The sequence below is a fragment of the Hydrogenophaga aquatica genome (assembly GCF_054780915.1).
The window spans coordinates 83,806-109,144 of sequence record NZ_BAAGVK010000002.1 but is presented as its reverse complement, the minus strand read 5'-3'; the positions used below and the strand labels follow the sequence as shown (position 1 = coordinate 109,144).

24 protein-coding genes and 1 tRNA gene are annotated in these 25,339 nt (G+C 64.8%); 13 read left to right on the top strand and 12 right to left on the bottom strand.

Features of this window, described 5'->3' with window-relative positions; all coding sequences use genetic code 11:
- Positions 1–111: 111 nt before the first annotated feature.
- Entirely contained in the window at positions 112–600 is a 489-nt protein-coding gene (locus ACYVHH_RS01560) for an Lrp/AsnC family transcriptional regulator (protein ID WP_460563248.1), read from the top strand.
- A gap of 97 nt (positions 601–697) precedes the next feature.
- Positions 698–1,837, top strand: a complete 1,140-nt coding sequence (locus ACYVHH_RS01555; protein WP_460563247.1) for a PQQ-dependent sugar dehydrogenase — start codon at positions 698–700, stop codon at positions 1,835–1,837.
- Between the two features lie 16 nt (positions 1,838–1,853).
- Here ACYVHH_RS01555 and ACYVHH_RS01550 read toward each other — a convergent pair whose 3' ends face one another.
- Entirely contained in the window at positions 1,854–3,011 is a 1,158-nt protein-coding gene (locus ACYVHH_RS01550; protein ID WP_460563246.1) for a GGDEF domain-containing protein, read from the bottom strand.
- 85 nt (positions 3,012–3,096) lie between these two features.
- A complete protein-coding gene (locus tag ACYVHH_RS01545) occupies positions 3,097–4,659 on the bottom strand; it encodes a class I adenylate-forming enzyme family protein (RefSeq protein WP_460563245.1) in 1,563 nt (520 codons plus the stop codon).
- A gap of 110 nt (positions 4,660–4,769) precedes the next feature.
- Between ACYVHH_RS01545 and ACYVHH_RS01540 the strand changes: the two genes are divergently transcribed.
- The gene (locus ACYVHH_RS01540; protein ID WP_460563244.1) at positions 4,770–6,494 is read left to right on the top strand and encodes a thiamine pyrophosphate-binding protein; all 1,725 of its coding nucleotides are present in this window, start codon (positions 4,770–4,772) and stop codon (positions 6,492–6,494) included.
- Positions 6,495–6,544: 50 nt separating this feature from the next.
- Positions 6,545–7,216: a GntR family transcriptional regulator gene (locus tag ACYVHH_RS01535; protein ID WP_460563243.1), complete on the top strand. Its 672-nt coding sequence runs from the start codon at positions 6,545–6,547 to the stop codon at positions 7,214–7,216.
- A 10-nt stretch (positions 7,217–7,226) separates the two neighbouring features.
- Here ACYVHH_RS01535 and ACYVHH_RS01530 read toward each other — a convergent pair whose 3' ends face one another.
- Positions 7,227–8,147, bottom strand: a complete 921-nt coding sequence (locus tag ACYVHH_RS01530) for a LysR substrate-binding domain-containing protein (RefSeq protein ID WP_460563242.1) — start codon at positions 8,145–8,147, stop codon at positions 7,227–7,229.
- 112 nt (positions 8,148–8,259) lie between these two features.
- On the opposite strand from ACYVHH_RS01530, the gene ACYVHH_RS01525 reads away from it, so the two are divergent.
- The 4 genes from ACYVHH_RS01525 (at position 8,260) to ACYVHH_RS01510 (ending at position 12,103) form a co-directional block, all read left to right on the top strand.
- Entirely contained in the window at positions 8,260–9,072 is an 813-nt protein-coding gene (locus tag ACYVHH_RS01525) for a class II aldolase/adducin family protein (RefSeq protein ID WP_460563241.1), read from the top strand.
- A 107-nt stretch (positions 9,073–9,179) separates the two neighbouring features.
- On the top strand, positions 9,180–9,740 hold the full coding sequence (locus ACYVHH_RS01520; RefSeq protein ID WP_460563240.1) for a TRAP transporter small permease: 561 nt from the start codon (positions 9,180–9,182) through the stop codon (positions 9,738–9,740).
- Positions 9,737–11,017 carry a TRAP transporter large permease subunit gene (locus ACYVHH_RS01515; RefSeq protein ID WP_460563239.1) on the top strand — a complete coding sequence of 427 codons (1,281 nt, stop codon included), beginning with the start codon at positions 9,737–9,739 and terminating at the stop codon, positions 11,015–11,017. Before ACYVHH_RS01520 ends, ACYVHH_RS01515 begins: the two co-directional genes overlap by 4 nt.
- Positions 11,018–11,050: 33 nt before the next feature.
- Positions 11,051–12,103, top strand: coding sequence for a TRAP transporter substrate-binding protein (locus tag ACYVHH_RS01510; protein WP_460563238.1), 1,053 nt, complete (start codon positions 11,051–11,053; stop codon positions 12,101–12,103).
- A gap of 103 nt (positions 12,104–12,206) precedes the next feature.
- Here ACYVHH_RS01510 and chrA read toward each other — a convergent pair whose 3' ends face one another.
- Positions 12,207–13,577 carry a chromate efflux transporter gene (gene chrA, locus ACYVHH_RS01505; RefSeq protein WP_460563237.1) on the bottom strand — a complete coding sequence of 457 codons (1,371 nt, stop codon included), beginning with the start codon at positions 13,575–13,577 and terminating at the stop codon, positions 12,207–12,209.
- Between the two features lie 272 nt (positions 13,578–13,849).
- On the opposite strand from chrA, the gene ACYVHH_RS01500 reads away from it, so the two are divergent.
- Positions 13,850–14,146: a DUF3820 family protein gene (locus tag ACYVHH_RS01500; RefSeq protein ID WP_460563236.1), complete on the top strand. Its 297-nt coding sequence runs from the start codon at positions 13,850–13,852 to the stop codon at positions 14,144–14,146.
- On the opposite strand, the gene ACYVHH_RS01495 is transcribed toward ACYVHH_RS01500, so the two are convergent.
- Positions 14,092–14,988 carry a LysR family transcriptional regulator gene (locus tag ACYVHH_RS01495; RefSeq protein WP_460563604.1) on the bottom strand — a complete coding sequence of 299 codons (897 nt, stop codon included), beginning with the start codon at positions 14,986–14,988 and terminating at the stop codon, positions 14,092–14,094. The genes ACYVHH_RS01500 and ACYVHH_RS01495 overlap by 55 nt on opposite strands.
- A 112-nt stretch (positions 14,989–15,100) precedes the next feature.
- Here ACYVHH_RS01495 and ACYVHH_RS01490 point away from each other — a divergent pair, with 112 nt between their 5' ends.
- Entirely contained in the window at positions 15,101–16,297 is a 1,197-nt protein-coding gene (locus ACYVHH_RS01490) for an alpha-hydroxy acid oxidase (protein ID WP_460563235.1), read from the top strand.
- A 59-nt stretch (positions 16,298–16,356) separates the two neighbouring features.
- Here the strand turns inward: ACYVHH_RS01490 and ccoG are convergent, their stop codons facing one another.
- On the bottom strand, positions 16,357–17,763 hold the full coding sequence (gene ccoG / locus ACYVHH_RS01485; protein WP_460563234.1) for a cytochrome c oxidase accessory protein CcoG: 1,407 nt from the start codon (positions 17,761–17,763) through the stop codon (positions 16,357–16,359).
- Positions 17,764–18,013: 250 nt separating this feature from the next.
- Here ccoG and ACYVHH_RS01480 point away from each other — a divergent pair, with 250 nt between their 5' ends.
- From ACYVHH_RS01480 to ACYVHH_RS01470, 3 genes are all read left to right on the top strand, one after another.
- On the top strand, positions 18,014–18,391 hold the full coding sequence (locus tag ACYVHH_RS01480) for a CidA/LrgA family protein (protein ID WP_460563233.1): 378 nt from the start codon (positions 18,014–18,016) through the stop codon (positions 18,389–18,391).
- Entirely contained in the window at positions 18,384–19,061 is a 678-nt protein-coding gene (locus ACYVHH_RS01475; RefSeq protein ID WP_460563232.1) for an LrgB family protein, read from the top strand. The genes ACYVHH_RS01480 and ACYVHH_RS01475 overlap by 8 nt, the downstream gene beginning before the upstream one ends.
- Positions 19,062–19,132: 71 nt before the next feature.
- Complete coding sequence (locus tag ACYVHH_RS01470; protein WP_460563231.1) at positions 19,133–20,584, top strand: aminotransferase-like domain-containing protein; 1,452 nt, start codon at positions 19,133–19,135, stop codon at positions 20,582–20,584.
- A gap of 72 nt (positions 20,585–20,656) precedes the next feature.
- Here the strand turns inward: ACYVHH_RS01470 and ACYVHH_RS01465 are convergent.
- From ACYVHH_RS01465 to ACYVHH_RS01440, 6 genes are all read right to left on the bottom strand, one after another.
- A tRNA-Ser gene (locus ACYVHH_RS01465) sits at positions 20,657–20,748 on the bottom strand.
- Positions 20,749–20,820: 72 nt separating this feature from the next.
- Positions 20,821–22,116, bottom strand: coding sequence for a tryptophan--tRNA ligase (locus ACYVHH_RS01460; protein ID WP_460563230.1), 1,296 nt, complete (start codon positions 22,114–22,116; stop codon positions 20,821–20,823).
- Positions 22,117–22,159: 43 nt separating this feature from the next.
- Positions 22,160–22,828, bottom strand: a complete 669-nt coding sequence (locus tag ACYVHH_RS01455) for a site-2 protease family protein (protein ID WP_460563229.1) — start codon at positions 22,826–22,828, stop codon at positions 22,160–22,162.
- A gap of 28 nt (positions 22,829–22,856) precedes the next feature.
- Positions 22,857–23,492 (bottom strand): L-threonylcarbamoyladenylate synthase, encoded by a 636-nt coding sequence (locus ACYVHH_RS01450; RefSeq protein WP_460563228.1) that lies wholly within the window; start codon positions 23,490–23,492, stop codon positions 22,857–22,859.
- Between the two features lie 35 nt (positions 23,493–23,527).
- The gene (locus tag ACYVHH_RS01445) at positions 23,528–24,418 is read right to left on the bottom strand and encodes a DMT family transporter (RefSeq protein ID WP_460563227.1); all 891 of its coding nucleotides are present in this window, start codon (positions 24,416–24,418) and stop codon (positions 23,528–23,530) included.
- Between the two features lie 6 nt (positions 24,419–24,424).
- A complete protein-coding gene (locus ACYVHH_RS01440; protein WP_460563225.1) occupies positions 24,425–25,276 on the bottom strand; it encodes a 3',5'-nucleoside bisphosphate phosphatase in 852 nt (283 codons plus the stop codon).
- Positions 25,277–25,339: the final 63 nt, after the last annotated feature.

Sequence of the window (25,339 nt, the reverse complement as noted above, 5' to 3'; positions counted from 1 at the left end):
GTTTTGCCGTTTTTGGTTAATTGGTTGAAAATGCCCGGCATGATGACTTGCTTTCCAGAAAATTTCCTGTGTTAAGTGATTTTTCTGGACTTTACCCTGAACATTGCCAGAATGCAAGCAAATATACAGATTGATGAGGTTGATGGAAGAATTCTTTCGGCCTTGAGCGTTGATAGCCGGCGTTCTTACGCTGATGTGGCGGCTGAAGTGGGCTTGTCCACCGCAGCGGTGCACGAGCGGGTGAAGAAAATGGTCGAGCGCGGTGTGATCGAACGCTTCTCGCTGCGGGTGGACCCCGAGAAGATCGGGTTGAACTTCACCGCCTACGTGGCCATACGCAACGATGGCGGGGCGCACTGCCGGGACGTTGCCCCCCGCCTGCGCGAGATGCCCGAGGTGCTGGAACTGCACAGCGTGGCGGGGGAGTACGACTTCCTGGCGAAGATACGCACCACGCACGCCCGCCGGCTGGAGGACGTGCTCTACCAGATCAAGGCCATTCCCGGTGTGGCCCGCACCACCAGCACCGTTGTGCTCAACACCGAGTTCGAGGAGCGCCCCTTGCGGCTGCAGCCCGCAGGCGGAGACGGCCCGCAGTGACCCCAGCCGGGTGATACGGCGAAGGTTTTCGCAGGCCGTGAACGCGGACGGAACCTTGGGTTCGGCGTGGATTCAGACTGCAAGCGGAGGCACCCACATGAAAGCACCTGTCAAACCCTGGCTGGCCTGGGCCATGGCCACTTTTGCTGCTGGACTGGCCGTTGTTGCCCAGGCCCAGACCGTTCCATCTGCCGTGCGTGCAGAAGTGGTGGCGCGGGGGCTGGAACATCCCTGGGCGCTGGCCTTTGTCGATGGCGGGCGCATGCTGGTGACCGAACGGCCGGGCCGCATGCGCCTGATCGAGCCGGACGGACGCGTGGGGCCGCCCATCGAAGGCGTGCCGCGCGTCGATGCCGTGGGGCAGGGCGGCCTGCTGGATGTGGTGGCCGACAGCGAGTTCGCCCGCAACCGGCGCATCTATTTCTGTTTCGCCGAGCCTGCCGCATCGGGCAGCGGCAATTCCACCGCATTGGCCACCGCGCGCCTGTCGGACGACGGCCGGCGGCTGGAGCAGGTGCGGGTGATCTTCAGCCAGGTGCCCAAGGTGGCCAGCCGCCTGCACTTCGGCTGCCGCATTGTGGAGGCGCCGGACGGCAACCTCTTCCTGGCCTTGGGTGAACGCTTCCAGCGCATGCGCGACGCCCAGACCCTCGACAACCACCACGGCAAGGTCGTGCGGCTGCGCAAGGACGGCAGCTCTCCCGCAGACAACCCGCTGGCGCGGCGCAGCGGCGCCATGCCCGAGATCTGGAGCTGGGGGCACCGCAACCCGCAGGCTGCCACCTGGGGGCCGGACGGCCGCCTGTGGGTGATCGAGCATGGCCCCCAGGGCGGTGACGAGATCAACCGCCCCGAGGCGGGCAAGAACTACGGCTGGCCGGTCATCACCTACGGGGAGAACTACGGTGGCGGCGCCATTGGCGACGGCCTGACCGCGAAGCCCGGCATGGAGCAGCCTCTGCACCACTGGACACCGTCCATCGCGCCTTCTGGCATGGCCTTCCTGGGCAGTGACCGCTACGGCAGCGCCTGGCAGGGCAACCTGTTCGTGGGATCGCTCAAGTTCCGTTACCTGGCCCGCCTGGAGCTGCAGGGTGGCCGTGTGGTGCGGGAGGAACGTCTGCTGCCGCAACTCGGCCAGCGCGTGCGTGACGTGCGCCAGGGGCCTGACGGCCTGCTCTACCTGCTCACCGACGAAAACGACGGGCAACTGCTGCGCGTGGTGCCGCAGCGCTGATCGCGTCAACGGGGCGTCAGGCTGTGACGGGGGCCAGCACCACCCGGTTGCGGCCCTGGGCCTTGGCGCGGTACATCGCCTCGTCCGCGCGGTGCAGCGCGGCTTCAATGTCTCCGTGCTCCCGGCATTCCGCCACGCCAATGCTGGCCGTCAAGGGAATGCGGTGCCCCTGTACCTCCAGAACCGACGCGGCCACGGCCTCGCGCAGCCGCTCTGCCACGTCGGCAGCCTCCGCCAGACCCGTCTCGGGCAGAAACACCGCAAACTCCTCGCCACCCAGGCGCCCCAGCACATCCTGATGGCGGATCACCGATTGCGTCACCTCGACGAAGTGCCGCAGCGCGTTGTCGCCCTGAAAGTGGCCGTGCGTGTCGTTGATGGTCTTGAAGTGGTCCAAGTCGATCAGCAGCAAAGGCACGGACGCCCGGCGGCGCTGTGCCTGGCTCACGGCTTTGTCCAGCAGCGTCAGGAACGAACGGCGGTTGAACACATCCGTCAGCGGGTCCATCTGGGCCAGCCGGACCAGTTCGGTGCGCAGGTGCTCGTTCACCAGCATCAGCACGCCGAAAGACATGATCTGCATGGCGACCAACGTTTCCACCATGATCGGCAGTGCGCGATCCAGCGCCTCCTCATAGCTGCCGGGTGCGCCGGTGTTCCACAGGAGCAGCACGGGGCGCAACATCTGCAGCAAGCCATGCACGGTGCAAGTCCAGCCAAACAGGTGGCGAAAGGTTTGCCCGTGATGCCCGGCGCGCGTCAGAAGCCGCCCGGCGTACAGGAACAGACCGCCGGAAATGAGGCTCAGCAGCAAGAAGCGCAAAGGCAGGTTGGTGCGCAGCGTTTCTACCGACCATACCAGCACGCCTGCAACCAGCAGCGCTACCGTGCCGTAGCGCAACCGCCATATCTTCAGCCCCAGGTGCTGGCGGCACGCATGGACGTTGAAGTAGGCCGTGCCCAGCGTGAGCACGGTGATGCTTACCAGGGCAAAGGTTTCCTGCAGGTGGGGCCGCACCAGGTAGTTCAGCGAGGCGAGGAAGGCGCAGGAAAAAGCCGCGATCCAGGCCAGCAGCCCCGGGATGTGCCGGTTGAAGAACCACACCGCGACGGCCAGACCGTTCACGCATCCAAGCATGATGGTGCTGGCGAGCAGGAGTGTCCAACTGTGCATGTAGGGGTAGATGGGGCCTGAGACAGCAGGAGTTTACCCGGGGGCACTTGCCTTTTTTACGCCTGCGCCCGCGTGCAAGCCGTGTTCACGTTGAAGGGGTGTCTGCATGGTGTTGCCGCAGGATGCGGTGGAGGATTTTTCCGGTCGCCGTGCGCGGCATCTGTTCCTCGGTGATGAAGTCGATCGTGCTCGGGCACTTGAAGCCGGCCAGCCGCTGGCGGCACCACTCGCGCAGCTCTGCCTCGGTGGCGTCCTGCCCCTGGTGCAGCACCACCACCGCCTTGGCGGTCTCGCCCCATTTGTCGTGGGGCACGCCGATCACGGCAACGTCCCGCACCTTGGGGTTCTGGCCCAGCACTGCTTCTACCTCAGACGGGTAGATGTTCTCCCCGCCGCTGATGATCATGTTGCTCTTGCGGTCTACCAGCCAGATGTAGCCATCTTCGTCGCGGCGGGCCATGTCGCCGACCGAGCACCAAATGCCGTCGAACGCCTCGGCCGTCTTCTCCGGGTTCTTCCAATAGCCGTCAAAAACGTAGGCGGTGCGCGAGTACAACTCCCCGACGGCGCCATCGGGAACTTCCTGCCGGTTTTCGTCTAGCAGCCGTATCGGGCCGCTGCCTGCCCACTCGCGGCCTACCGAGCCCAGTTTGCAGAGTTGTTCGTCGGGCCGCAGCAGCGTGACCCACCCCGCTTCGGTGGAGCCGTAAAGTTCATAGAGTTGCCCGTTGGGAAACAGCTCCAGGATGCCGCGCTTGGTTTCCTGCCGTGCCGGGGCCGACGAGATCATCAGCTTGCCCACCGCGCTCAGGTCGTAGCGCTGTTTGACGGCATCGGGCAGAGCCAGCAGCATGATGTAGTGGGTGGGCACCAGGGAGGTGAAGGTGACGCGGTCGTCGGCCAGGGTTTTCAGCAAGGCCTCGGGGTCGAAGCTGCGGCGGTCGTCTATCACGCAGGTGCCCCCCATGTGCACGAAGGTGGTGCCGAAATAGAGCGAATTGGCGTGGCACAGGGGCATGACCAGCAAGGCCGTGTCACGCTCGGTGAAACCCATCTCCAGTGCCGTGGCCAGCGCGATCAGGGTGCTGCCGCCGTGGCTGCGGATGGCGCCCTTGGGCCGGCCTGTCGTGCCCGAGGTGTACATCAGGGCGCAGCAGTCGTCTGCGCCTACGGGGTCGAGCGGGGTCGAGAGGTCGGCCCCCGCCAGCAGGGTTTCGTAGGCCTGCCAGCCGGACGGCGGGGCACTGTCGAGCACAAAGAAGCGGTCTGCCGGCAGCGGAAGCTGGTTGCGGATGCTGTCGATCACCGGGCAGAACTCGGGCCCGCAGACCACCGCGGTGACTTCGGCATGTTCCAGGATGTACGCCATCTCCGGGCCGCTCAGGCGGAAGTTCAAGGGCACCACCACCAGCCCCGCGCGCCCCAGGCCGGCGTACAGCTCCATCCATTCCAGGCAGTTGTAGGCGACCACGCCGACGCGGTCGCCTTTGGCCAAGCCCCGGCCGCGCAGCGCGCACGCCAGGCGGGTGGAACGCGCGTCCCACTCGGCGTAGGTCAGGCGGCGCCGCGAGTCGCGAACGGCGAGTTTCTGCGGCCTGAGCCGGGCGTGTGTGGCAACGGCATCGGCGAACGTGGGCGGGTGAATCATGTGGGGCTCCGGGGCGTTGTATGGAAGGGGACTCTGGCTGCGCTTGCTTTTTTGGAATTCTGAATTCAGAATACATAAAACGTCAATACCCCCAAACCCAGGAGACTCCCATGGCCCCCCCTCCCATCAGCGATCAGTCCGCCGCCGCCGTCATTGCCCGCTTCCTCAAGGCCAGGGGCGTTCGCCGCGTCTATGCCTTGTGCGGGGGGCACATCATGCCGATCTGGATGCGGCTCGACGCCGAGGGCATCCGCATCGTCGATGTGCGTGACGAACGCGCCGCCGTCTACATGGCGCATGCTGAGTCGCAGCTCACGGGCGGACTGGGGGTGGCGCTGGTCACCGCCGGACCGGGCGTGACCAACGCGATGACGGGCATCGCGAACGCGCACGTGGCACGTGCTTCGGTGCTGGTGCTTTCCGGGTTGCCGCCCAGCGCGCAGGAGAACCGGGGCGCGCTGCAGGACATCGTGCACACGGACCTGGTGCGCAGCCTGACCCGCTACGCGCGCACGGTGCGCCACCCCGATCTGGTGCCGCAGGAACTTGCCGAGGCCACGGCCCGGGCGATGGGCGAGGGGGGCGAGCCTGGCCCGGTGTACCTGGACTTCCCGGTCGACACGCTCCGGGCCGAGGTATCGGTGGCAATGCAGCTGCCCGAATGCTTCTCTCCCCCGGCGGTGCAGCCCATGATTCCGCCTGCGGAGGCGGTGCAGGCCGCCGTGAAAAAGCTCTGGTCGGCCAAGCGCCCGTTGTTCATATCAGGGCGCGGTGCCCGCGGCGCCGGTCCTGCGCTGGAGGCCTTGCTGAGCCGTCTCGGGGCGGCCTACCTGGACACCGGTGAGAGCCGGGGTCTGGTCAGCGACGACCATCCCAGCGTGGTGGTGGCCATGCGCGGCACCGTCATGGGGCAGGCGGACCTGGTGGTCACCGTGGGCAGGCGCCTGGACTTCCAGCTGGCGTACGGTTCACCGGCCGTGTTCGGGGAGGCGGAGTTCTTGCGCATTGCCGATGGCGCCGGTGAGTTGCGCGACAACCGGCGCGGCGTGGTGGAAATCTTTGCCAACCCGGCATTGGCGGTGCAAGCCATTCTCGACGCCGCGCCTGCCACCCCGCCCAGCAGCGACGCGGCCTGGCTGACAGGTTTGCGTGAACAGCATCTGCAGCGGTCGGCCAAGCTTCAGCAGAGCATGAAAAACGCCCCGCCCGGCAGCGATGGCCGCATGCACCCCAACCGCGTGTTGGCGGCGTTGCGCGAAGCCCTGCCCGATGACGCCATCGTAGTGGCCGACGGCGGCGACTTCCTGAGCTTTGCCCGCGTCGGACTGCCCGCGTCGACCTATCTGGACCCAGGCTCGCTGGGGTGCATTGGCGTGGGCACGCCGTTCGGCATCGCGGCCAGCCTGGCGTGCCCTGACCGCACCGTGGTGGTGGCCACGGGCGACGGCGCGTTCGGCTTCAACGCGATGGAGATCGACACCGCCGTGCGTCACCAGGCGCCCGTTCTGGTGGTGGTGGCCAACAACGGCTCGTGGGCGATCGAAGTCCGCGACCAGCAGGAAACCCACGGCAAGGTGGTGGGCACGCACCTTCAGTTTGCCGACCACGCGGCCATGGCACGGGCCTTTGGCATGCACGCCGAGCGGGTTACCTCCGCTGAAGAATTGCCTGCCGCCATCGAGCGGGCCCTGGCCAACAGGCCTGCGTTGCTGGACGTGGTGGTCACCCCGGATGCTGCTTCGTCCGATGCCAAATCCGGCCTGGCCTGGGTGCCGGACCTGCAAGCCCTGGCCGCGTGGGACGAGGCCGAGGCGCGCTGGCGCGCCAACCCCTGAAGGCCAGCGCGGCGGGGGGCGGGCGCCACTGACAAGGTAGTATTGTCTGCATGAAGACACTGCAAGTTGCCCCCAGCCTGGTCGAGCAGGTGCACAAGACCCTCCTCGCCGAAATCGCTGGCGGGCGCCTGCCGCCGGGGGCGCGCATCATCCAGGAACAGCTGGCGCAGGAGCTGGGCGTGTCCCGGCAACCCGTCCAGCAGGCCCTGACCCTGCTGCGCAAGGAGGGCGTGCTGTCAGACGCGCCTGGCCGTGGCTTGCAGGTGGCGCCACTCAACCTGGAGCATGTGCGGCACATGTACGACGTGCGCGCCGTGATCGAGGGACTGGCCTTCCGCAAGGCCGCCGAGAACAACCCGGCCCTGGCGGCAGCTCGCGGCCCGGCCCTGATACGCGCCGGGCGCAAAGCGGTGGCCACCCAGTCCTTCGGCGCGATGATTGCCGCCGACATGGCGTTCCACGACTTCATCTATGAGCTGTCTGGCAACCCGTTGGTGGCGCCTGCCATGGAAACGCACTGGACCCAGACGCAGCGCGTGATGGGCGAGGTGTTGATGCGTGACGACAAGCCCCGCGACATCTGGGATCAGCACGAGGCGCTGCTGGAAGCCGTGTGCGCAGGCGACGGCCCTCGCGCCGAGGCGCTGGCCCGCCAGCACATCCTGGAAGCGGCCAACTTCATGATCCAGCGCCTTGAGGCGGAGCGCAACGCGACGCCCTGACGGCTGGTGTTCAGCGCACGGTGTCCGTCTGGTGCGGACGCTGCTCTCGCATCTGCTCCTTCAGCCACTGCACGAACACGCGCAGCCCTGGGTGGTTCCGGTCTGCCTCCCTGTAGCACAGGAAGTGCAGCGGGCGCGCAATCGCCACGAATTCTGGCCCGGCAAGCGCCACAAGTTCGCCCCGTTGCAATTCGGCTTCGGCAAAGCGCAGCGTTTCCAGCGCCAGGCCCAGGCCATCCACCGCGGCGGCCACCGCCAGGGAACCGCGGTCGAAGGACGGGCGCGGCCGCTCGGCGGGCTTCACCCCGTTGCGTTTGCACCAGTCTGCCCACCGCACGGGATTGAGCTGCGATTCGATCAGGGTGGCTTCACCCAGCCAGTCGCGCAGGGGGCGGCCGTCTGCAGGAAGCAGGCGGGGCGAACACAGCGGGGCCGTGATTTCCTTGCCTAGGTCTTCCACGGCAATGCCCGGCGCACTCGGGATGGCGCCATACGCGATGTGGACGTCCACATCCATGTTCTTGTTCAGGTCGATGGGGTCGGGGCTGGACGACAGCCTGATGGTGACCGACGGATGCGCCTGCATGAACTGCGGCAGGCGCGGGCCCAGCCACTTGGAGGCAAAGCTGGGCGCACAGTGCACCGCCAAATGTTCACGCCGGTTGGGCGGGCGCAACGCCGAGCAGGCTTCGTGGATGGCGTCCAGCGCCGGGCCGAGTTCGCCTAGCAAACGCCGGCCATCCTCGGTCAGCGAGAGGCGCCGCGTGGCGCGTACGAAAAGGCGGCGCTTGCACCAGGCTTCCAGGTTCTTCACCTGGTGACTCACGGCAGAGGGGGTGATGTGCAATTCATGCGCCGCCGCCTGGAAGCTCACGTGGCGCGCTGCGGCCTCAAAAGCGATCAGCGCCGACAAGGGGGGGAGGTTGCGCATGCCGCCCATTATGGGTGAATTCAATTCACCCCTACGCGAAAAAAGATCGTTTGTCCTTGATAAAACGCAAAGCGAGAATTTCTCCGTGCCGATCAACCACAAGGAGACAGACATGTTGGACAAGACCAAGCGAATCTCGATCTACCAGCCGGAGCAGGCTGGCCTGATCTTCCCGGAAATCCCGGACTTTGCGTCCGTGGCCGAAGAGCGCACCTACCGCAAGCAGCGCCTGGTGGCCGCCTGCCGCGCCTTCGCGCTGGAGGGCTTTGACTACGGGTTTGCCGGGCACCTGACGGTGCGCGACCCCGAGCATCCCGAACTGTACTGGACCAACCCGATGGCTGTTCACTTCGCAGACGTGAACATGTCCAACCTGATCCTGGTCGATCACGACGGACGGGTTCGCCAGGGTGACTACGCCGTCAACCGGGCGGGCTTCGTGCTTCATGCAGCGGTGCACGAAGCGCACCCCGACATCGTGGCCATGTGCCACGCGCATACCGTGTACGGCACAGCGTTTGCAGCGCTGGGCCGCCCGTTGGAGCCGATCTCGCAAGACGCTGCTGCGTTCTTTGAAGACCACGTCGTCATCAAGAGCGAGGCTGGCCAGGTGGCCGTGGAGCAAAAGGCCGGCCCCAAGGTTGCGGACTGGTTCAAGGGCGTGAAAGCCGCCATCCACCAGAACCATGGACTGCTGACGGCCAGCCGCCACAGCATCGAGTCGGCCGCGTTCTGGTTCATCGCCCTTGAGCGCTGCTGCCGCCAGCAGCTGATGGTCGAGGCCACGGGTTCCACGCCCGTGCATGTGCCGGTCGAGCGTTCGCGCTACAGCCGCGAGCACGTGGGCAGCGATTACATCGGATGGCTGCACTTCCAGCCCATCTGGAGCCGCCTGGCCAAGACACAGCCCGACATGTTTGCCTGACGCGTTACCGCGTCACACCCCTGCGCAGCGCATGGCTTTGACCGGCGGCCCGAAGGCCGCCTGGGCAGCGCTTTGCCTGTGCCGGCACACCCCACACGAGGAGACACATGAAAAGGGTTGTCGACAGTTATTTCGGACTGCTGAAGTTGACGGTGGTGCTCTGCCTGGCGGGCATGGTCATACTGGTCTTCGGCAACGTCGTCCTGCGTTACGTATTCAACTCCGGCATCACCGTGGCAGAGGAAGTGTCGCGGCTGCTGTTCCTCTATTGCACGTTCCTGGGGGCCACGGTTGCCATGCGCGAGCGCCTGCACCTGGGCGTGGATTCGCTGACCCGGCGCCTGCCAGCGCTGGGCAAGCGCTTGTGCCTTGTGAGCAGTCTTGCACTGATGTTGTTTTGCTGTGTGCTGGTGATCCAGGGCAGCTGGGCCCAGGTGCTCATCAACACCAGCGTCAAGATGCCCGTGACCGGGCTGTCCGTTGGCGTGGTCTACGCCGCCGGGTTGATCTTCAGCGTTTCCGCAGCGCTGATCGTCTTGTACGACCTTTACATCGCGGTGCTGGGGCGCGACGCAACGGACGCCGCGCAGCTGCATGCGGAACGTGACCGCGCAGGTGAAGGCCACCCCACAACGCAGGAACTGGCCCTCGCCCGGAGACCGTCGTGACATTCGCAGTATTTCTTGCATCCCTCGTCGGGAGCATCGGCATCGGCGTGCCCATTGCGTTCGCCTTGATCCTGTGCGGCGTGGCGCTCATGGTGCACCTGGACATGTTTGACGCGCAGATCATTGCGCAGAACCTGACAAATGGCGCGGACAGCTTCCCGCTCATGGCCGTTCCCTTCTTCCTGCTCGCAGGCGAAATCATGAACGCCGGTGGTCTGTCGCGGCGCATCGTCAACGTGGCGATGTCGCTGGTCGGGCACTACAGGGGTGGCCTTGGCTACGTGGCCATCCTTGCCGGGTGCCTGCTGGCCGCGCTGTCGGGTTCTGCGGTGGCCGATGCCGCCGCCCTGGGTGCCTTGATGGTGCCCATGATGGTGCGGGCGGGACACGACATCAAGCGTTCCGCTGGCCTGGTCGCGGCCGCAGGGTGCGTCGGCCCGGTGATTCCCCCGTCGATCGGGTTCATCATCTTCGGCGTGGCCGGTGGCCTGTCGATCACGAAGCTCTTTCTCGCGGGTATCGTGCCTGGGCTTCTGATCGGCTTGGCGCTGTGCGTGGCGTGGTGGTTCGTGGTCCGCAAGGAGCCGGCTGCCACGGCACCAAAGCAAAGCGGGGCGCAAAGGTTGCAGGCCGTGCTGGCGGGGCTATGGGCGCTGATGCTGCCCGTGATCATTGTGCTGGGCCTGAAGCTGGGCGTGTTCACGCCGACGGAGGCGGCCGTGGTGGCGGTGGTGTACTCGCTGTTCGTTGCCGTCGTTGTCTACCGTGAGCTCAAGTTCCCGGACCTCTACGACGTCTTTCTGGCCACCGCAAAAACTTCTGCCGTGGTGATGTTCCTGATCGCTGCCGCACTGGTGGCCGCCTGGCTGATCACCGTGGCCGATCTGCCTGGTGTGATGGTGGAGCTGCTGGAGCCGCTGATGGGCAACCACCTGCTGCTTCTGGCCGCCATGATGCTTCTGGTGATTGCCGTGGGGACGACGATGGACATGACGCCTTCGATCCTGATCCTGACCCCGGTGCTGTTGCCCGTCGTGAAGGCGGCAGGCATCGACCCGATCTACTTCGGCGTCCTGTTCATCATCAACTGTTCCATCGGACTCATCACACCGCCTGTCGGCAGCGTGCTCAACGTCGTGGCGGGGGTATCCAAGCTGTCCCTCGAAGACGTCGTCAAGGGCGTGCTGCCGTTCCTTCTGGCAGAGCTGGCGGTTCTGGCTCTGCTGATTCTTTTCCCATCCCTGGTGACGGTTCCGGCGCAGTGGTTTGCCCGGTGAAGTCCCATTTCCATTCCAATCACAGGAGACAACATGAAGACATTGATTCACAAGACGGTCATCGGCCTGCTGGCGTCCGCCGCACTTGCCTGCGCTGCCCAGTCGACCGACATCAAGGAACGGACATTGAAGTTCTCGTTCGTCCAGCCGGCGGACAGCCACATGGGTTATGGCGCCAAGGTGTTCGCCGACCTGGTGGCGCAGAAAAGCGGCAACAAGATCAAGGTGAGGCTGTTCCCCAGCGGAACCTTGGGCGGTGACCTGCAGACGGTGTCTGCTTTGCAGGGCGGCACCATCGAACTGACGACCATGCCGCCCAGCCTGCTGGTTGGCCTGAACAAGGAGTACGGCGCATTCGACCTGCCTTTCCTGTTCAACGACTTCCGCGAGGCTGACGCCGTGCTGGACGGCCCAGTGGGCAAGCGCTTTCTGGAAAAGGCGCCTGCCGGACTGGTGGGCCTGGCGTACTGGGACCACGGCTTCCGCAATGTGTCGAACAGCAAGCAGGCCATCGTCAAGGCCGATGACTTCAAAGGTTTGAAGCTCCGCGTCGTGCAGACGCCCTTGATGATCGAAAGCTTCAACGCGCTGGGCGCCAACGCGGTGCCGCTGTCCTTCACGGAACTCTTCACGGCGATGGAAACCCGGGCTGTGGACGGGCAGGACAATCCCATCGTGGCCTTCGAAACCAACAAGTTCAACGAGGTTCAACGCCATCTTTCGCTCACGCGCCACGTCTACAACCCCCTGATCGTCCTCTTGAGCCAGAAAGCCTGGGACGGCTTGAGCGCCGCCGAAAGAGAGATTCTGATGTCCGCTGCGAGCGAGACGCGGATCGAGCAGCGTCGCGTGTCGCGCGAGATGGAGCAGAAGTCCATTGCGTCGGTCAAGTCGAAAGGCGTGACGGTTTCCGAAGTGGCACCGGCCGAGCGCGCACGCATGCGTGAAATGGTCAAGCCGGTGATCGAGAAGTTCACCCGCGAAATCGGCGCGGATGTGGTCAACGCCTTCACCAGCGAGATTGGCAAGGTCCGGGCTGCGGCTGGGCAACCCGTGGCGGACCAGAAGTCGGCCAGCCTGCGTTGAACGGCACGGCCTGATTGATGTGAGCCGCGCCCCCGGCGGGTTTGACCCAGCCGGGGGCGCTGGTGCCTGTGCGGATCGACGGTTGCAGCGCCAGGCGCGCCGTTCAGGGAAGCTGCAGTACCACCTTCGCCAAAAATCCGATGACGGCGCATGCGGCGATGACGTGGATGACGTTCGCCTTGAAGCGGAACAGCGCCACGCCAGCACCAGCGGCGATGACCGCCGAGCCCCATTCGAACGAACCCTCGAAGCCCTGCGGCCACAGAACGTGGTAGCCAAAGAACACGGCCAGGTTCAGGATGACGCCCACCACTGCAGCGGTGATGGCCGTCAGCGGTGCGGTGAACTTCAGGTCGTTGTGGGTCGTCTCGATGAAGGGGCCGCCGGTCAGGATGAAGATGAACGACGGCAGGAAGGTGAACCAGGTGACCAGGATGGCAGCGGCTGCGCCCGCCAGAAACAGGCTGTCCGGGCCGAAGACGGCCTTGACGTAGCCACCAACGAAGCCGACAAAGGTGACGACCATGATGAGCGGGCCGGGCGTGGTTTCGCCCAGCGCCAGGCCGTCAATCATCTGCGTCGGCGTCAGCCAGCCGTGGTGCACGACAGCGCCCTCATACACGTAGGGAAGCACCGCATAGGCGCCACCAAAAGTCAGCAACGCGGCCTTGGTGAAGAACCAGCCCATCTGCGTCAGGGTGTGGTCCCAGCCATGGCTGACCGTCAGCATGGCCATGGGCACGAACCACAGCAGCGCACCGATGATGGCCACCCTGGCCAGTTTGCTCCACGTGAACTGGGCGTGTGCCGGCACCGGTGTGTCGTCGTCGATCAGTGCACGGCCAAACGAGGGGTCTGCCTTGCCATGGCCGCCACCGGCCTTGAAGTTTGCAGGGGCAAGCCGCCCGCCGGCGTAGCCGATGACCGCCGCGGCGGCCACGATGGCCGGGAACGGCACATTGAGCGCGAAGATGGCAACGAAGGAAGCCGCCGCGATGGCCCAGAGCATTCGGTTCTTCAGGGCGCGCGAGCCGATGCGGTGTGCGGCCTGCACCACGATGGCCGTCACTGCGGGCTTGATGCCGTAGAACAGGCCCGCGACCAAGGGCATCTCGCCAAAGGCGATATAGACCCACGACAGGCCGATCAGGATGAACAGCGAGGGCAGCACGAACAGGCCGCCCGCCACGATGCCGCCCCAGGTGCGGTGCATCAGCCAGCCGATATAGGTGGCCAGCTGCTGGGCCTCGGGGCCGGGCAGGACCATGCAGTAGTTGAGTGCGTGCAGAAAGCGCCGCTCCGAAATCCAGCGCCTGCGCTCCACCAGTTCCTGGTGCATGATGGAAATCTGCCCGGCGGGGCCGCCAAAGCTGATGAAGCCAAGCTTGAGCCAGAACAGGAAGGCCTGCCAGAAGCTGACTTCGGCGGGCGCGGTGTCTGGCGTGGCGGGTGTTGCTGTCTGGGGCCCGGTCATGATCTTTGGTTTTTGCGAGAAAGACCGTCAGGCCCAGGCCTTTATGGCGGGCAAGCTGGCGATGGGTGCGGTGCGCAGGGGTGTCGATGGACTCTACATCAAAGTCGAACGGGCTCAGATTCACCCGGGCGGGCCCATCCCCAGATGCCGGGGGCAATCCTGTGGATAACATCGGCACAAGAGCGCTAAGGTGTTGTCCGGTATGGATCAGACATCCTTTGCCCGGTTTTTAGGCATGGCATCTGTGCCCATCCCCCCCATTGCAACGCCCCATGTCAGAGCCCGTTGACGCCAGCCCCGAGCAGCTGCTGAAGCTGGTCACCATGAAGATGCCGTTCGGCAAATACGAAGGCAGGGTGTTGGCCGACCTGCCCGGTCACTACCTGAACTGGTTTGCCCGTGAGGGGTTTCCCAAGGGCGAGCTTGGCCGCCTGCTGGCCTTGATGCAGACGATTGACCACAACGGGCTCAAGCACCTGCTCGTGCCTTTGAGGCGTTTTCCGAATGATTCAACTCAGGTGATGAAGGGGGGATGTCCAAAATCCACGCTTCCCTGCACCAAGGCTTGAATCTCGGTGATCAGCGTCCTTGTGTCACCCCGCCGCCACTGGAAGGTGTAGCGCAGGGGTGTCAACGGTGTTTGCGATGGCAGGGGCCGCAGGTTCAACTTCGCGACCCAGTCTGATGGCAGAAACCCCACGCCCACCCCCAGGCGCAACATGCCCGCAACGGCGCCCCAGCTGTTGCACAGAACGCGCTCATTCACTGCGCAATGGTTCGTCATCAACCATTCGTCGAGCAGCCGGGTTGTGCCAGCGCTTTGCGGCAGCGTCACCAAAGGGAAACGCTGCAACAGGCCGGCCACATCCAGGTGGTGGGCGTCCGCCAGACATGGGGCCGCAGCCCAGCCAAAGTGCGCCGCTCCGACCGGCTGCGACAGCAGTTCGCTGCGTGAACTGCGGCCTGCAATCACGGCAAAGTCCAGCTCGCCTGCCGCCAGACGTTGCTCCAACGCGCCGCCAACGTCCACCAAGGGTTCCAGTTCCAGTTGCGGATGTTTCTGCCGCGCAGCGGCCACGAAACTGGGCAGCCAGGTCAGCGCAGACAGATCGCCCACACCAAAGCGGCATCTGCCAATGAGCGCTGAACGCGCATCAAGCGTCTGACTCAGCGCCGCCATGGCGTTGAGAACATTCAGCGCCGCTGGCAGCAGCCGCTGACCTTCTTCCGTCAGCACCGCGCGATGACCACTGCGATCGAACAGCGGATGGCCCAGCGCAGCCTCCAGTTCCGTGATGCGCTTGGACAGCGACGACACCGACAGGTGCACGCGCTGAGCCGCCGTGGCGAAGTTGGTGCAGGTGGCCGCCCACCAGAAGGCTTCAAGCTGCTTGATGGATGGCATGGGTATGTGGAATTTGTTTCAAAAAAGCGAAATGAATAATTCTAAATATTTCGCTTTTTCTCTAGATGGCTCGGCCATAAAGTTGCCGCGATTCCTTTGCCCTGTTCGCATCGACACCATGGCCTCCTACGCTGAACCTTCAAAAGTGAACCTGCCCGTTGCGTTGCGCAACATGCTCTCGTTGCACGACTTTGAGCGCGCAGCGCGTCGACGGCTGCCTCGCCCCATCTTCGGCTACATCGCGGGGGCGGCTGAGGACGGCGCGTCCCTGCAGGACAACCGGGAGGTGTTTGATGAGTACGGTTTTGCCACCCGTGTGTTGCAGGACGTCTCGCAGCGCACTCAGTCCGTCGAGCTGTTCGGCCAGCGCTACAGCAGTCCATTTGGCATTGCGCCAATGGGCCTGAATGCGTTGTCCACGTACCGTGGCGACCTGGTGTTGGCCCGTGCCGCACAACTCGCAGGCATCGTTTCCATCATGAGCGGCACCTCGCTCATTCCCATGGAGGCAGTGGCCCAGGAAAGTCCTTCGGCCTGGTTTCAGGCTTACCTGCCAGGTGACCAGGAGCGCATGGATGCGCTGATCGACCGGGTGGAGCGCGCGGGCTTCAGTACGCTGGTCGTGACGGTGGACATTCCTATCTCGGCCAACCGAGAGAACAACATCCGGGCGGGGTTTTCCACACCGCTGCGGCCGAGCATGCGTCTGGCCTGGGATGGCTTGGTTCGGCCGCGGTGGGTGTTGGGCACCTTTGTGCGCACCCTGCTGCGCCACGGCATGCCGCATTTCGAGAATTCCTTCGCGACCCGTGGTGCGCCAATCCTGTCGTCCAACGTGCTGCGCGATTTTTCGGGGCGGGATCATTTGAGCTGGCGCCACATCGAAACTATTCGCCGCCGCTGGAGAGGTACCCTGGTCGTGAAGGGTATTCTGAGCGTGGAGGATGCGCTGCAAGCACAGCGTGTGGGTGCCGACGGCATTGTGCTTTCCAACCATGGGGGCCGCCAGCTCGATGGCGCAGTTTCACCCATGCGCGTGTTGGAAGCCGTGGTGGCAGCGGTTGACCCCGGCTACCCGGTGTTGATCGACAGCGGCTTCAGGCGTGGCTCCGATGTGCTCAAGGCGCTGGCGCTCGGCGCGCGCATGGTCTTCGTCGGGCGCCCGTTCAACTATGCCGCCGCCGTGGCGGGCGAAGCCGGTGTCGCACATGCCATCGGCCTGCTGCGCGACGAGGTGGACCGCAACCTCGCCATGCTGGGCGTGTCGGGCTGTGCAGAGCTCGGGCCACGGCATTTGGTGCGCCGCCGTCGATGAGCACAAAAAATGCACCCAGCGGGTTTTCAACCTGTCACTTCTGAGTTCACCGCTTGAAGTTACCTCGGCAGTACGAAAGTGGAGGCTTCGGTCACCTCTGGTGCTTGGAGTGACAGGCCAGACGCCACGGTAAACACCAGAGGCACGATCTGCCCGGCATGGGCGGCCGCGATGGTGTTGGGCACCCTCACCGTGAGTGCGACCGTGACGGCTTGGGCAGGAGCCAGTTCCACCCGGGGCGGATCGACCAATTGTGCGTGCAGCGTGGACGTGACATCGATCGCTAGGGACTGGGGGTGGTCGGTGGCGTTCATCAACTGCAGCCGGTACACATTCTCGATGTGGCCTTGCTCGACGATGCGCGCCATCACCGCACGGTCTCGCATCACGTTCATTCGAATGTCTGGCCGCTGTGTGAACGACCACGCCAATGCACCCACACACAGCATGAGCAACGTTGCGTACACGGCCACCCGGGGGCGTCGCAGTGCATGCCATAGCGTGCGAGCCGCATCCCGCCCGGCCAGTTCGCGCAAGGACGCCAGGCGAATCAGGCCACGCGGGGCACGCACCTTGTCCATGACCTGGTTGCAGGCGTCGATGCACAGCCCGCAACCGATGCATGCCGCCTGCAAGCCCTGGCGAATGTCGATGCCGGTGGGGCAGACTTGAACGCACAGTGTGCAGTCGATGCAGTGCCCCGCCGATATGTTCTTGCTGCCGTCTTGGCGCAGGCTGGCCCTTGGCTCTCCACGGCGGTGGTCGTAGGCCACGTTGAGGGTGCGGTCGTCCATCAGCGAGCCCTGAAACCGTCCATAGGGGCACATGTGCAAACACACCTTTTCACGCACCAACCCGGCATTCAGGTACGTGGCGACGCCATAAAACACTGTCCAGAACATGGGCCAGAAGCCAGCCGTCAGGTGCAGCACGTTGCTGCCCAATGCGCGCATGGGTGTGAAGTAGCCCACGAAGGTCAGCCCGGTCCACAACCCCACACCCAGCCACGCCAGGTGCTTGCCGCCCCGCCGCCACAGTTTCTCCATCGTCCAGCCGCTTTGGTCCAGCCGTTTGCGGTTCTGGTGGCTGCCTTCAAAGCGGTTTTCGATCCACATGTACAGCGATGTGTAAACCGTTTGCGGGCAGGCAAAGCCGCACCACACGCGGCCAGCAACGGCGGTGGCAAAGAACAGCAGCAAGGCGCACACCACCAGCAGCCCAGCCAGGTAGATCAGGTCCTGTGGAAAGAGCACCGCTTCGAACAGGAAGAAGCGCTGGTGCGCCAGATCGAACAGCACGGCCTGGCGCCCGTTCCAGTTCAGCCAGGGCATGCCATAGAAAAACACCTGGGTCAGCCAGAAGAACGTCCAGCGCCAGCGCGCAAACCGGCCGCTGACTTCGCGTGCCTGGATTTTGTCCGTCAGCTGCCAGGATGTGGCCGGGTGGATGGGAATGACTTTTTGCATGGTTTGCTCACGGGTGACCGGCTGACTGCTGGGCTGCCGCCATCCAGCGGTCCAGTTCAGCGGCGACGGGCGGGGCTGCAGAGGTGACTGGTGTGGCGAGAGACATGCCTTGATGATGTCCATGCGGCCTCTGGTTGGTAAGTTGCAGTTTTGTTGATAAGTGACCGTATCAGATGGGGTGACTGATACGGTGATTTATCCGCAGGGCTGATACCGTGTGTGGCGCATTGGCCGTTCAATACTTGGCCGCATGAAAGGCTTTGTTTGCGCTGCACTGGGTATGTCCGCTTTGGTGGTGTTTGAGCGCTTGGGGGCGTTGTTGTCGGCAAAGCTGGGCTTGGGCCTGCCGGGGAGCGTCGCCGGATTTCTTTTGCTGGCCCTGGCGCTGGGTGTATTCCGAGATGTTCCCGAGGCATTGCAGCGGCCCGCCGCATGGCTTCTGTCTCACTTGCCGCTGTTCTTGATACCCGCGTTGTTCTCGACGGTTGTTGCCTTCAACCTGGACCGTTCGCTGTGGCCGTTTCTTGTGCTGGGTTGCGTGGGGGGCACTTTGGTGTCGGCATTGGGCGCTGGTATGTTGGTGCAGCGGTTGCAGCGCGGGTCTGTGAGGCAGCCTGTGGATGACTGAATTCCTGCTGTCGAACGGGCTCGTGCTGGCTTGCTACGGGCTGGCACGGCGAGGGTTTGCCTGGTCTGGCAGGCATGTGCTGGCCTTGCCCCTGCTGACCGGCACAGCCATGCTGCTGATGGCGGTTGCGTTGCTGAGGTTGAATCCCCAGACGCTGTTGGCGCAGATGTCGGGCCTGCGCTACCTGATGGACCTGGCGGTGGTGGCCATGGCTATACCGCTTCACGTTGCAGGCCGCGCGTTGATGCGCCAGCCGGCGCCGTGGCTGCTTGGGTTGTTGGCTGCAGGCTTGGGCTCCATGGCTTGTATCGTGTTGTTGGCCCATGGGCTAGGCGTCGTTCCGGGGGTGGCAGCGGCGCTGCTGCCCAAAGCTGCCACCATGCCGGTCGCGCTCGGGCTGACGGCGCAGGGCGGCGCCAACGTTCACCTCACCACCCTGTCGGTCGTGATCACCGGCTTGGCTGGTGCGCTGTGGATTCCGTGGGTTTTGCGTTTCTGCGGCGTTCAGCCAGGTCCGGTGCATGCCTTCACACTCGGGGCTTGTGCCCATGCGATTGGCTTGGTGCGGGTGCAGGCAGACAGCCCGCAGTGGCAGCATTTTGCGATTGCAGGCATGTGCGGCAATGCGTTGCTGACCGCATTGCTGATGGGGCTCTGGTGGCGATGGTGAGACCGGGGCTGACTGTGGTACTGGCTGAGCAGCCGATATCATCCAGTTCAAGCCTGATGGAGCTTGAACAGATGACCGCTGTGCGCTTGACCCGCTACCACCAGTTGGCCGAAGAGCTTGCGGAAAGCATCCGGGCCGGGACGCTGCGCGCGGGCGATCGCCTGCCTTCGGTGCGCGACCTGCGGCGCCAGCGCGGGGTCAGTCCGTCCACCATCTTCCAGGCCTACGCGCACCTGGAGTCTCAAGGCCTGGTCGAAGCCCGTCCGCGCTCGGGTCACTTTGTTCGGCCCCAGCGGGCACTGCGCAGCCGTTCAATGAAGGCGGCCCCGACAACCGACCGGGTCACGCCAGTTGCCATCAGCGAGCTCGTGTTCGACTTGCTGGGCTCTACCCGGGATGTGGATGTGGTGCCCCTCGGGTCCGCCTTTCCGGCGCCCGAGTTGTTTCCTTTTGCCGAACTGGCACGCAGCGGCGCACGTGCCATGCGGCGATTGTTGCCCGCGCAGGTGTCGGGGGCCTTGACGGCTGGTGACGAAACGCTCAGAGGGCAGATCCGGCGCCGTTACGCCCTGCATGGGGTTCCGCTGCAAGACGACGAGCCCATCATCACCAACGGTGCCATGGAGGCGCTGAACCTGTGTCTGCAAGCGGTGACGCAGCCTGGCGACGTGGTGGTGGTGGAGTCCCCCACGTTCTATGCCGCCTTGCAGGCGCTCGAGCGTTTGCACCTCAACGCCGTGGAAGTGGCCACCGATCCCGTTGAAGGTGTTGATCTGAATGCCCTGGAGGATTTGCTGAAACGCCAGAAAGTGGCGGCGTGCTGGTTCATGCCCACGTTCCAGAACCCCCTGGGGGCGTTGATGTCCAACGCTCGCAAGGAGGCCTTGGTGCAGTTGTTGGCGAGGTATCAGGTTCCGCTGATCGAAGACGACGTGTATGCCGAGCTGCACTTTGGGCCGCGCCGTCCCCTGCCTGCCAAGGCGTTTGACCGGGAAGGGCTGGTGCTGCACTGCTCCTCATTCTCCAAATGCCTGGCGCCGGGCTACCGGGTGGGGTGGGCTGCGGCCGGCCGTTACAGCCGTCATGTCGAGCGCTTGAAGATGATGACCTCACTGGCCACATCCATTCCCTCCCAGTTGGCGATTGCCGAATACCTGGTGCAGGGCGGTTATGACCGGCACCTGCGCCATTTGCGAGGCGAACTGGAGTCCCAGCACCGGGCCGCCAGGGCTTTGATACAACGGCACTTTCCATCAGGCACGCGCATGACGGAGCCCCAAGGCGGTTACTTTGTCTGGCTGGAGCTTCCGCGCAACGTCAATGCACTTGCCATTGACCAGCAAGCCATGGCGCATTCCATCAGCACCGCGCCCGGCGCGCTGTTCTCGGCCGATCGGCGGTTCACGCACCACCTGCGGCTGAACGTGGGGCATCCGGTGGATGCGCGGTTCTCAGAGGCAGCGAGACGGCTTGGGGCGTTGGCCGCAGGTGTATTGAAGCTCCCCGGAATCCCTGCTGAATAAGCAGGTCAGGTTTGGGGTTGTGTGCTCAAGAACGAAAAAACCCCAAGAGAGCTTGTCGCTTGGGGTTCATCTTGGCGGAGAGAGAGGGATTCGAACCCTCGATACGGTAGAAACCGTATACCGGATTTCGAGTCCGGCGCATTCGACCACTCTGCCATCTCTCCGTGTGTCGAAACTCGGATTCTAGCAGGCTTGCAGACGGCTTTCGGGAGGTCGCTGCCAGCCTGTCGTGGCCGTCAGTCTGCCTCGCGCAAGGCTTGGAGCGCGGCCTCCACTTCGGGGGCACTGGCGTCTGCCGCCACAGGCGCCAGCGCGTGCAGATCCGTACAGGCGGCGTAGCCTTCGCCCTTCAGGCGGGCAATGGCCTGGCCCGCGTCCTTGGGCGAAGCAAAGCCCAGGCTCTGCAGAAGCACGCGGCCCTTGGCATCGGCCAGCTTGAAGTAGAACAGGCCGTCCTTCTCGCGGTATTGCTTGAAGGTGGGTAGCGCTGCCTTCTCCACCTTGGCTGCCTTGGCCTCGCTGGCAGCCTGCAGCGGGCGCAGGCCCACGGCATGGCGCACCTTGGCCGTGAACGGGGTGGCCACCGCGCGGGCCTTCGCGGCGCCAGCGCGCAGCATGGCCTCCACCTTTTCGGGGTGGGCCATCAACTCGTCGTAGGTGGCGCGCATGGGGGCAATCTCGCGGTCAATGCGCTCGAACAGCATCTGCTTGGCGTCGCCCCAGGCAATGCCGTCGGCGTAGGCCTGGGCCAGCGCGGCGGTTTCCTCGGGTGTGGCAAAGGCCTGGTAGATCTGGAACAGGGCAGAGCCTTCGGTGCTCTTGGGCTCGCCCGGCGCCTTGGAGTCCGTCAAGATGCCCATGATCAGCTTCTTCAACTGCTCGCGCGGCACGAACAGCGGAATCGTGTTGTCGTAGCTCTTGCTCATCTTGCGGCCATCCAGGCCGGGCAGGGTGGCCACGCTTTCCTCGATCACCGCCTCGGGCAGGGTGAAGTGCTCGCCGTACAGGTGATTGAAGCTGGAGGCCATGTCACGCGCCATCTCGATGTGCTGCACCTGGTCGCGTCCCACGGGCACCTGGTGGGCGTTGAACATCAGAATGTCGGCGGCCATCAGCACCGGGTACATGAACAGGCCTGCGGTCACCCCGTCATCGGGCTCGGCGCCAGCGGCGGCGTTCTTGTCAAGCATGGCCTTGTAGGCATGTGCGCGGTTGAGCAGGCCCTTGCCGCATACGCAGGTCAAAAACCACGTCAGTTCGGGAATCTCGGGGATGTCGGACTGGCGGTAGAACGTGACCTTGGCCGGGTCAAGGCCACAGGCAATCCAGGTCGCCGCAATCTCGAGCGTGGAGCGCTGGATGCGTGCCGGGTCATCGATCTTGATGAGGGCGTGGTAGTCGGCCAGGAAGAAAAAGCTCTCGACGTTGTCCAGGCGGCTGGCCCGAACGGTGGGGCGAATGGCCCCGACGTAGTTGCCCAGATGGGGGGTGCCGGAGGTGGTGATGCCGGTGAGGACGCGCACTTTGCTCATGGGTTGACGCAGGATGTATCGTTCAAAAAAAGGGACGGTAGGCTCAGAAGAGCAGCCAGCGCAGGGGTGACAGCAGCAGCTCGATGAGCCCGGCGGTCACGTTCATCAACGGGCGCAGCCACAGGTTGCCCACGATGCCGCTGATCACCAGTGCCAGCACGATGAAGAAGCCGTAGGGCTCGACGCGCGACAGGCCGACGGCTGCGCGCATAGGCAGCAGCCCCACCAGAATGCGGCCGCCGTCCAGCGGAGGCAGCGGGAACATGTTGAAGGCGAACATGACCAGATTGACCATCAGGCCCGCGCGCGCCATTTCCAGGAAGAAGCGCTCTTCCACGCCCACGGCCAGCAGCAGGTAACCCAGCACCACCCACAGCACGGCCTGCACCAGGTTGGCGCCCGGCCCGGCCAGGGCCACCCAGATCATGTCGCGCTTGGGGTGGCGCAGCCGCCCGAAGTTCACCGGCACAGGTTTGGCATAGCCGAACAGGAAGGCGCCGCTGGTGGCGAAGTACAGCAACAGCGGCATGGCAATGGTGCCTAGCGGGTCGATGTGCTTCATCGGGTTGAGCGTGATGCGCCCCAGCATGTAGGCGGTGTTGTCGCCATAGTGGCGCGCGGCGTAGCCGTGGGCCGCCTCGTGCACGGTGATGGCGAAGAGGACCGGGATGGCGTAGATCGCCACGGTCTGGATGATCTGGGCAAAGTCCATGGGGCGTTATTGTCTCAGGGGAGTGGTTTCACAGGCCCAGGGCGCTCAGCGGACCCTGGCCTTCGCGCAGCACCTCGGGGTCGCTGCCGTCGCCCATGGGGGTCAGGTCGATCACGGTGGTGGGGGCCAGCGCGCAGGCGCCCGCGTCGATGACGGCGGCCAGGTCGTGCTCGAATCGTTCCCGTATCTCGTGGGCGTCGTTCATCGGTTCGGTTTCGCCCGGGGCGATCAACGTGGTGGCCAGCAGCGGCGCACCGTGGTGCGCCAGCAGCTCCTGCAGTGTCTTGTGGTCGGGCACGCGCAGGCCGATGGTCTTGCGCGACGGGTGGCTCACCCTCCGCGGCACTTCCTTGCTGGCTTCCAGGATGAAGGTGTAAGCCCCGGGCGTTCCCAGCTTGAGCAGACGGTACTGGCGGTTGTCCACGCGGGCGTAGCTGGCCAGTTCGCTCAGGTCGCGGCACAGCAGCGTCAGGTGATGTTTGTCGTCCACCTGGCGGATGCGGCGCAGCCGGTCGGCGGCGGCCTTGTCGTCCAGGTGGCAGACCAGGGCGTAGCTGGAATCGGTGGGCACGGCCAGCACACCGCCCTTCTGCAGCAGTTGGGCGGCTTGTTTCAGCAGACGGGGCTGCGGGTTGTCGGGGTGGACCTCGAAATATTGCGACATGCCCTGATTCTCCCACCACTGCCAGGGCGGTGCCCTCAGCTGCTGCCCACCTCAATGCGGGGCGCGCGCGCCGCTAGCCAGGCGGTGCTGGCGCCGCACACCACGATCAGCGCGATGCCCCACAGTTCCAGCTTGCCTGGTATGTGGTCGAACACCAGCCACCCGGCCACCATGGCAAAGCCGATCTGTGCGTACAGGTAAGGCGCCAGGGTGGCGGCAGGTGTGCGGGCAAACGCCTGGATCAGCAGGAAGTGGCCCACCGTGCCGAACAGCCCTGCCATGCACAGCAGCACCCAGGAACGCAGGTCCGGTATGGCATGCCAGATCCAGGGCAGCACCAGGCTGATGAGCAGCGCGCCCGACCACCCGGTGTAGAAGTGCATGGTCATGGCATCTTCCGTGCGTGCCATGCGGCTGGTGAGGATCTGGAACAGGGCGTAGACCACCACCAGCGAAAGCGGCAGGGCGACCGCCCACCCGATGGCCGAGCCGGCAGGCTGCACCACCAGCAACGCGCCGCTGAAGCCGCCCAGCACCAGCAGCCAGCGCAGCAGGTTGACGCGTTCGCGCAGGAACGCCGCCGCCAGCAGGGTGACCATGAGCGGCGTGAGCATGATGATGGCCGTGAATTCCCCCAGCGGCATGTAGATGAGGCTGGCGAAGCCCAGGGTGCTGGTGGCCAGCAGCAGCAGGCCGCGCAGGGCGTGCAGGCCCGGGTGGGCTGTGCGCAGCGAACGCCAGCCCCGGGTGGGCAGCACCACCGCCGCCATGACCACGGCCTGGAACATGTAGCGGAACCACACCACGATCAGCACGGACACGGCAGCGCTGAGCACTTTGACCGTCGTGTCCAGCAGGGCGAAGCAGGCCACGGCCAGCACCAGGAACATGATGCCCTGTAGCGGGCGGGTGTAGTGGTGGGGCATGACCGCTCAGTGGATGCGGTCGGCCAGCAGTTCCCACACCGGCGTGAGCCGCCCTTCCAGGAAGGGCAGCGAGCCGAGGTCGCAGTGGCTTTCCTCCGGGCTGTGGAAATCGCTGCCACGCGATGCCGCCAGGCCGAATTCAAGAGCCATGTCGGCGTATTTCACGTACTCGCTGGGGCTGTGGCTGCCGGTGACCACCTCCACCGCCTGGCCGCCGTGGGCCTTGAACTCGGAAAACAGCGCATATTCCTGCGAGGGGCTGTGGTCGTAGCGCGCCGGGTGGGCGATCACGGCCACACCGCCTGCTTCGCGGATCCAGCGCACCGCGTTGCCCAGGCTGGCCCACCGGTGCGGCACGAAGCCGGGTTTGCCTTCGGTCAGGTATTTGCGAAATACCTCGTTCGTGTCCTTGCACACGCCAGCTTCCACCAGGTAGCGCGCAAAGTGGGTGCGCGAGATGAGTTCCGGGTTGCCCACGTATTTGAGCGCGCCCTCGTACGCCCCCGGTATGCCTGCCTTGGCCAGCTGGTCGCTCATTTCCCGGGCGCGTTCACCGCGTCCGCCGCGGGTGGCCGCCAGCCCCTGGGCCATGGCCGGGTGGTCGGGGTCAAAACCCAGGCCCACGATGTGCACGGTCACGTTGGCGAAGGTCACCGAAATTTCCGTGCCTGTCAGGTAGGGCAGGCTGTGCGCCTTGGCAGCGGCCATGGCGCGGTGCTGCCCGCCGATTTCGTCGTGGTCGGTCAGCGCCCACAACTCTACCCCGTTGGCCTTGGCCCGTGCCGCCAGGGCCTCAGGCGTCAAAGTGCCGTCGGAAATGATGGAGTGGCAGTGCAGATCAGCGTTCAGTATGCTCATGGCTGACCCATTGTAGGGGGTCGGGCTGCGCGCGCAGGGCCTTGTGGACATTGCCCTTGCGGG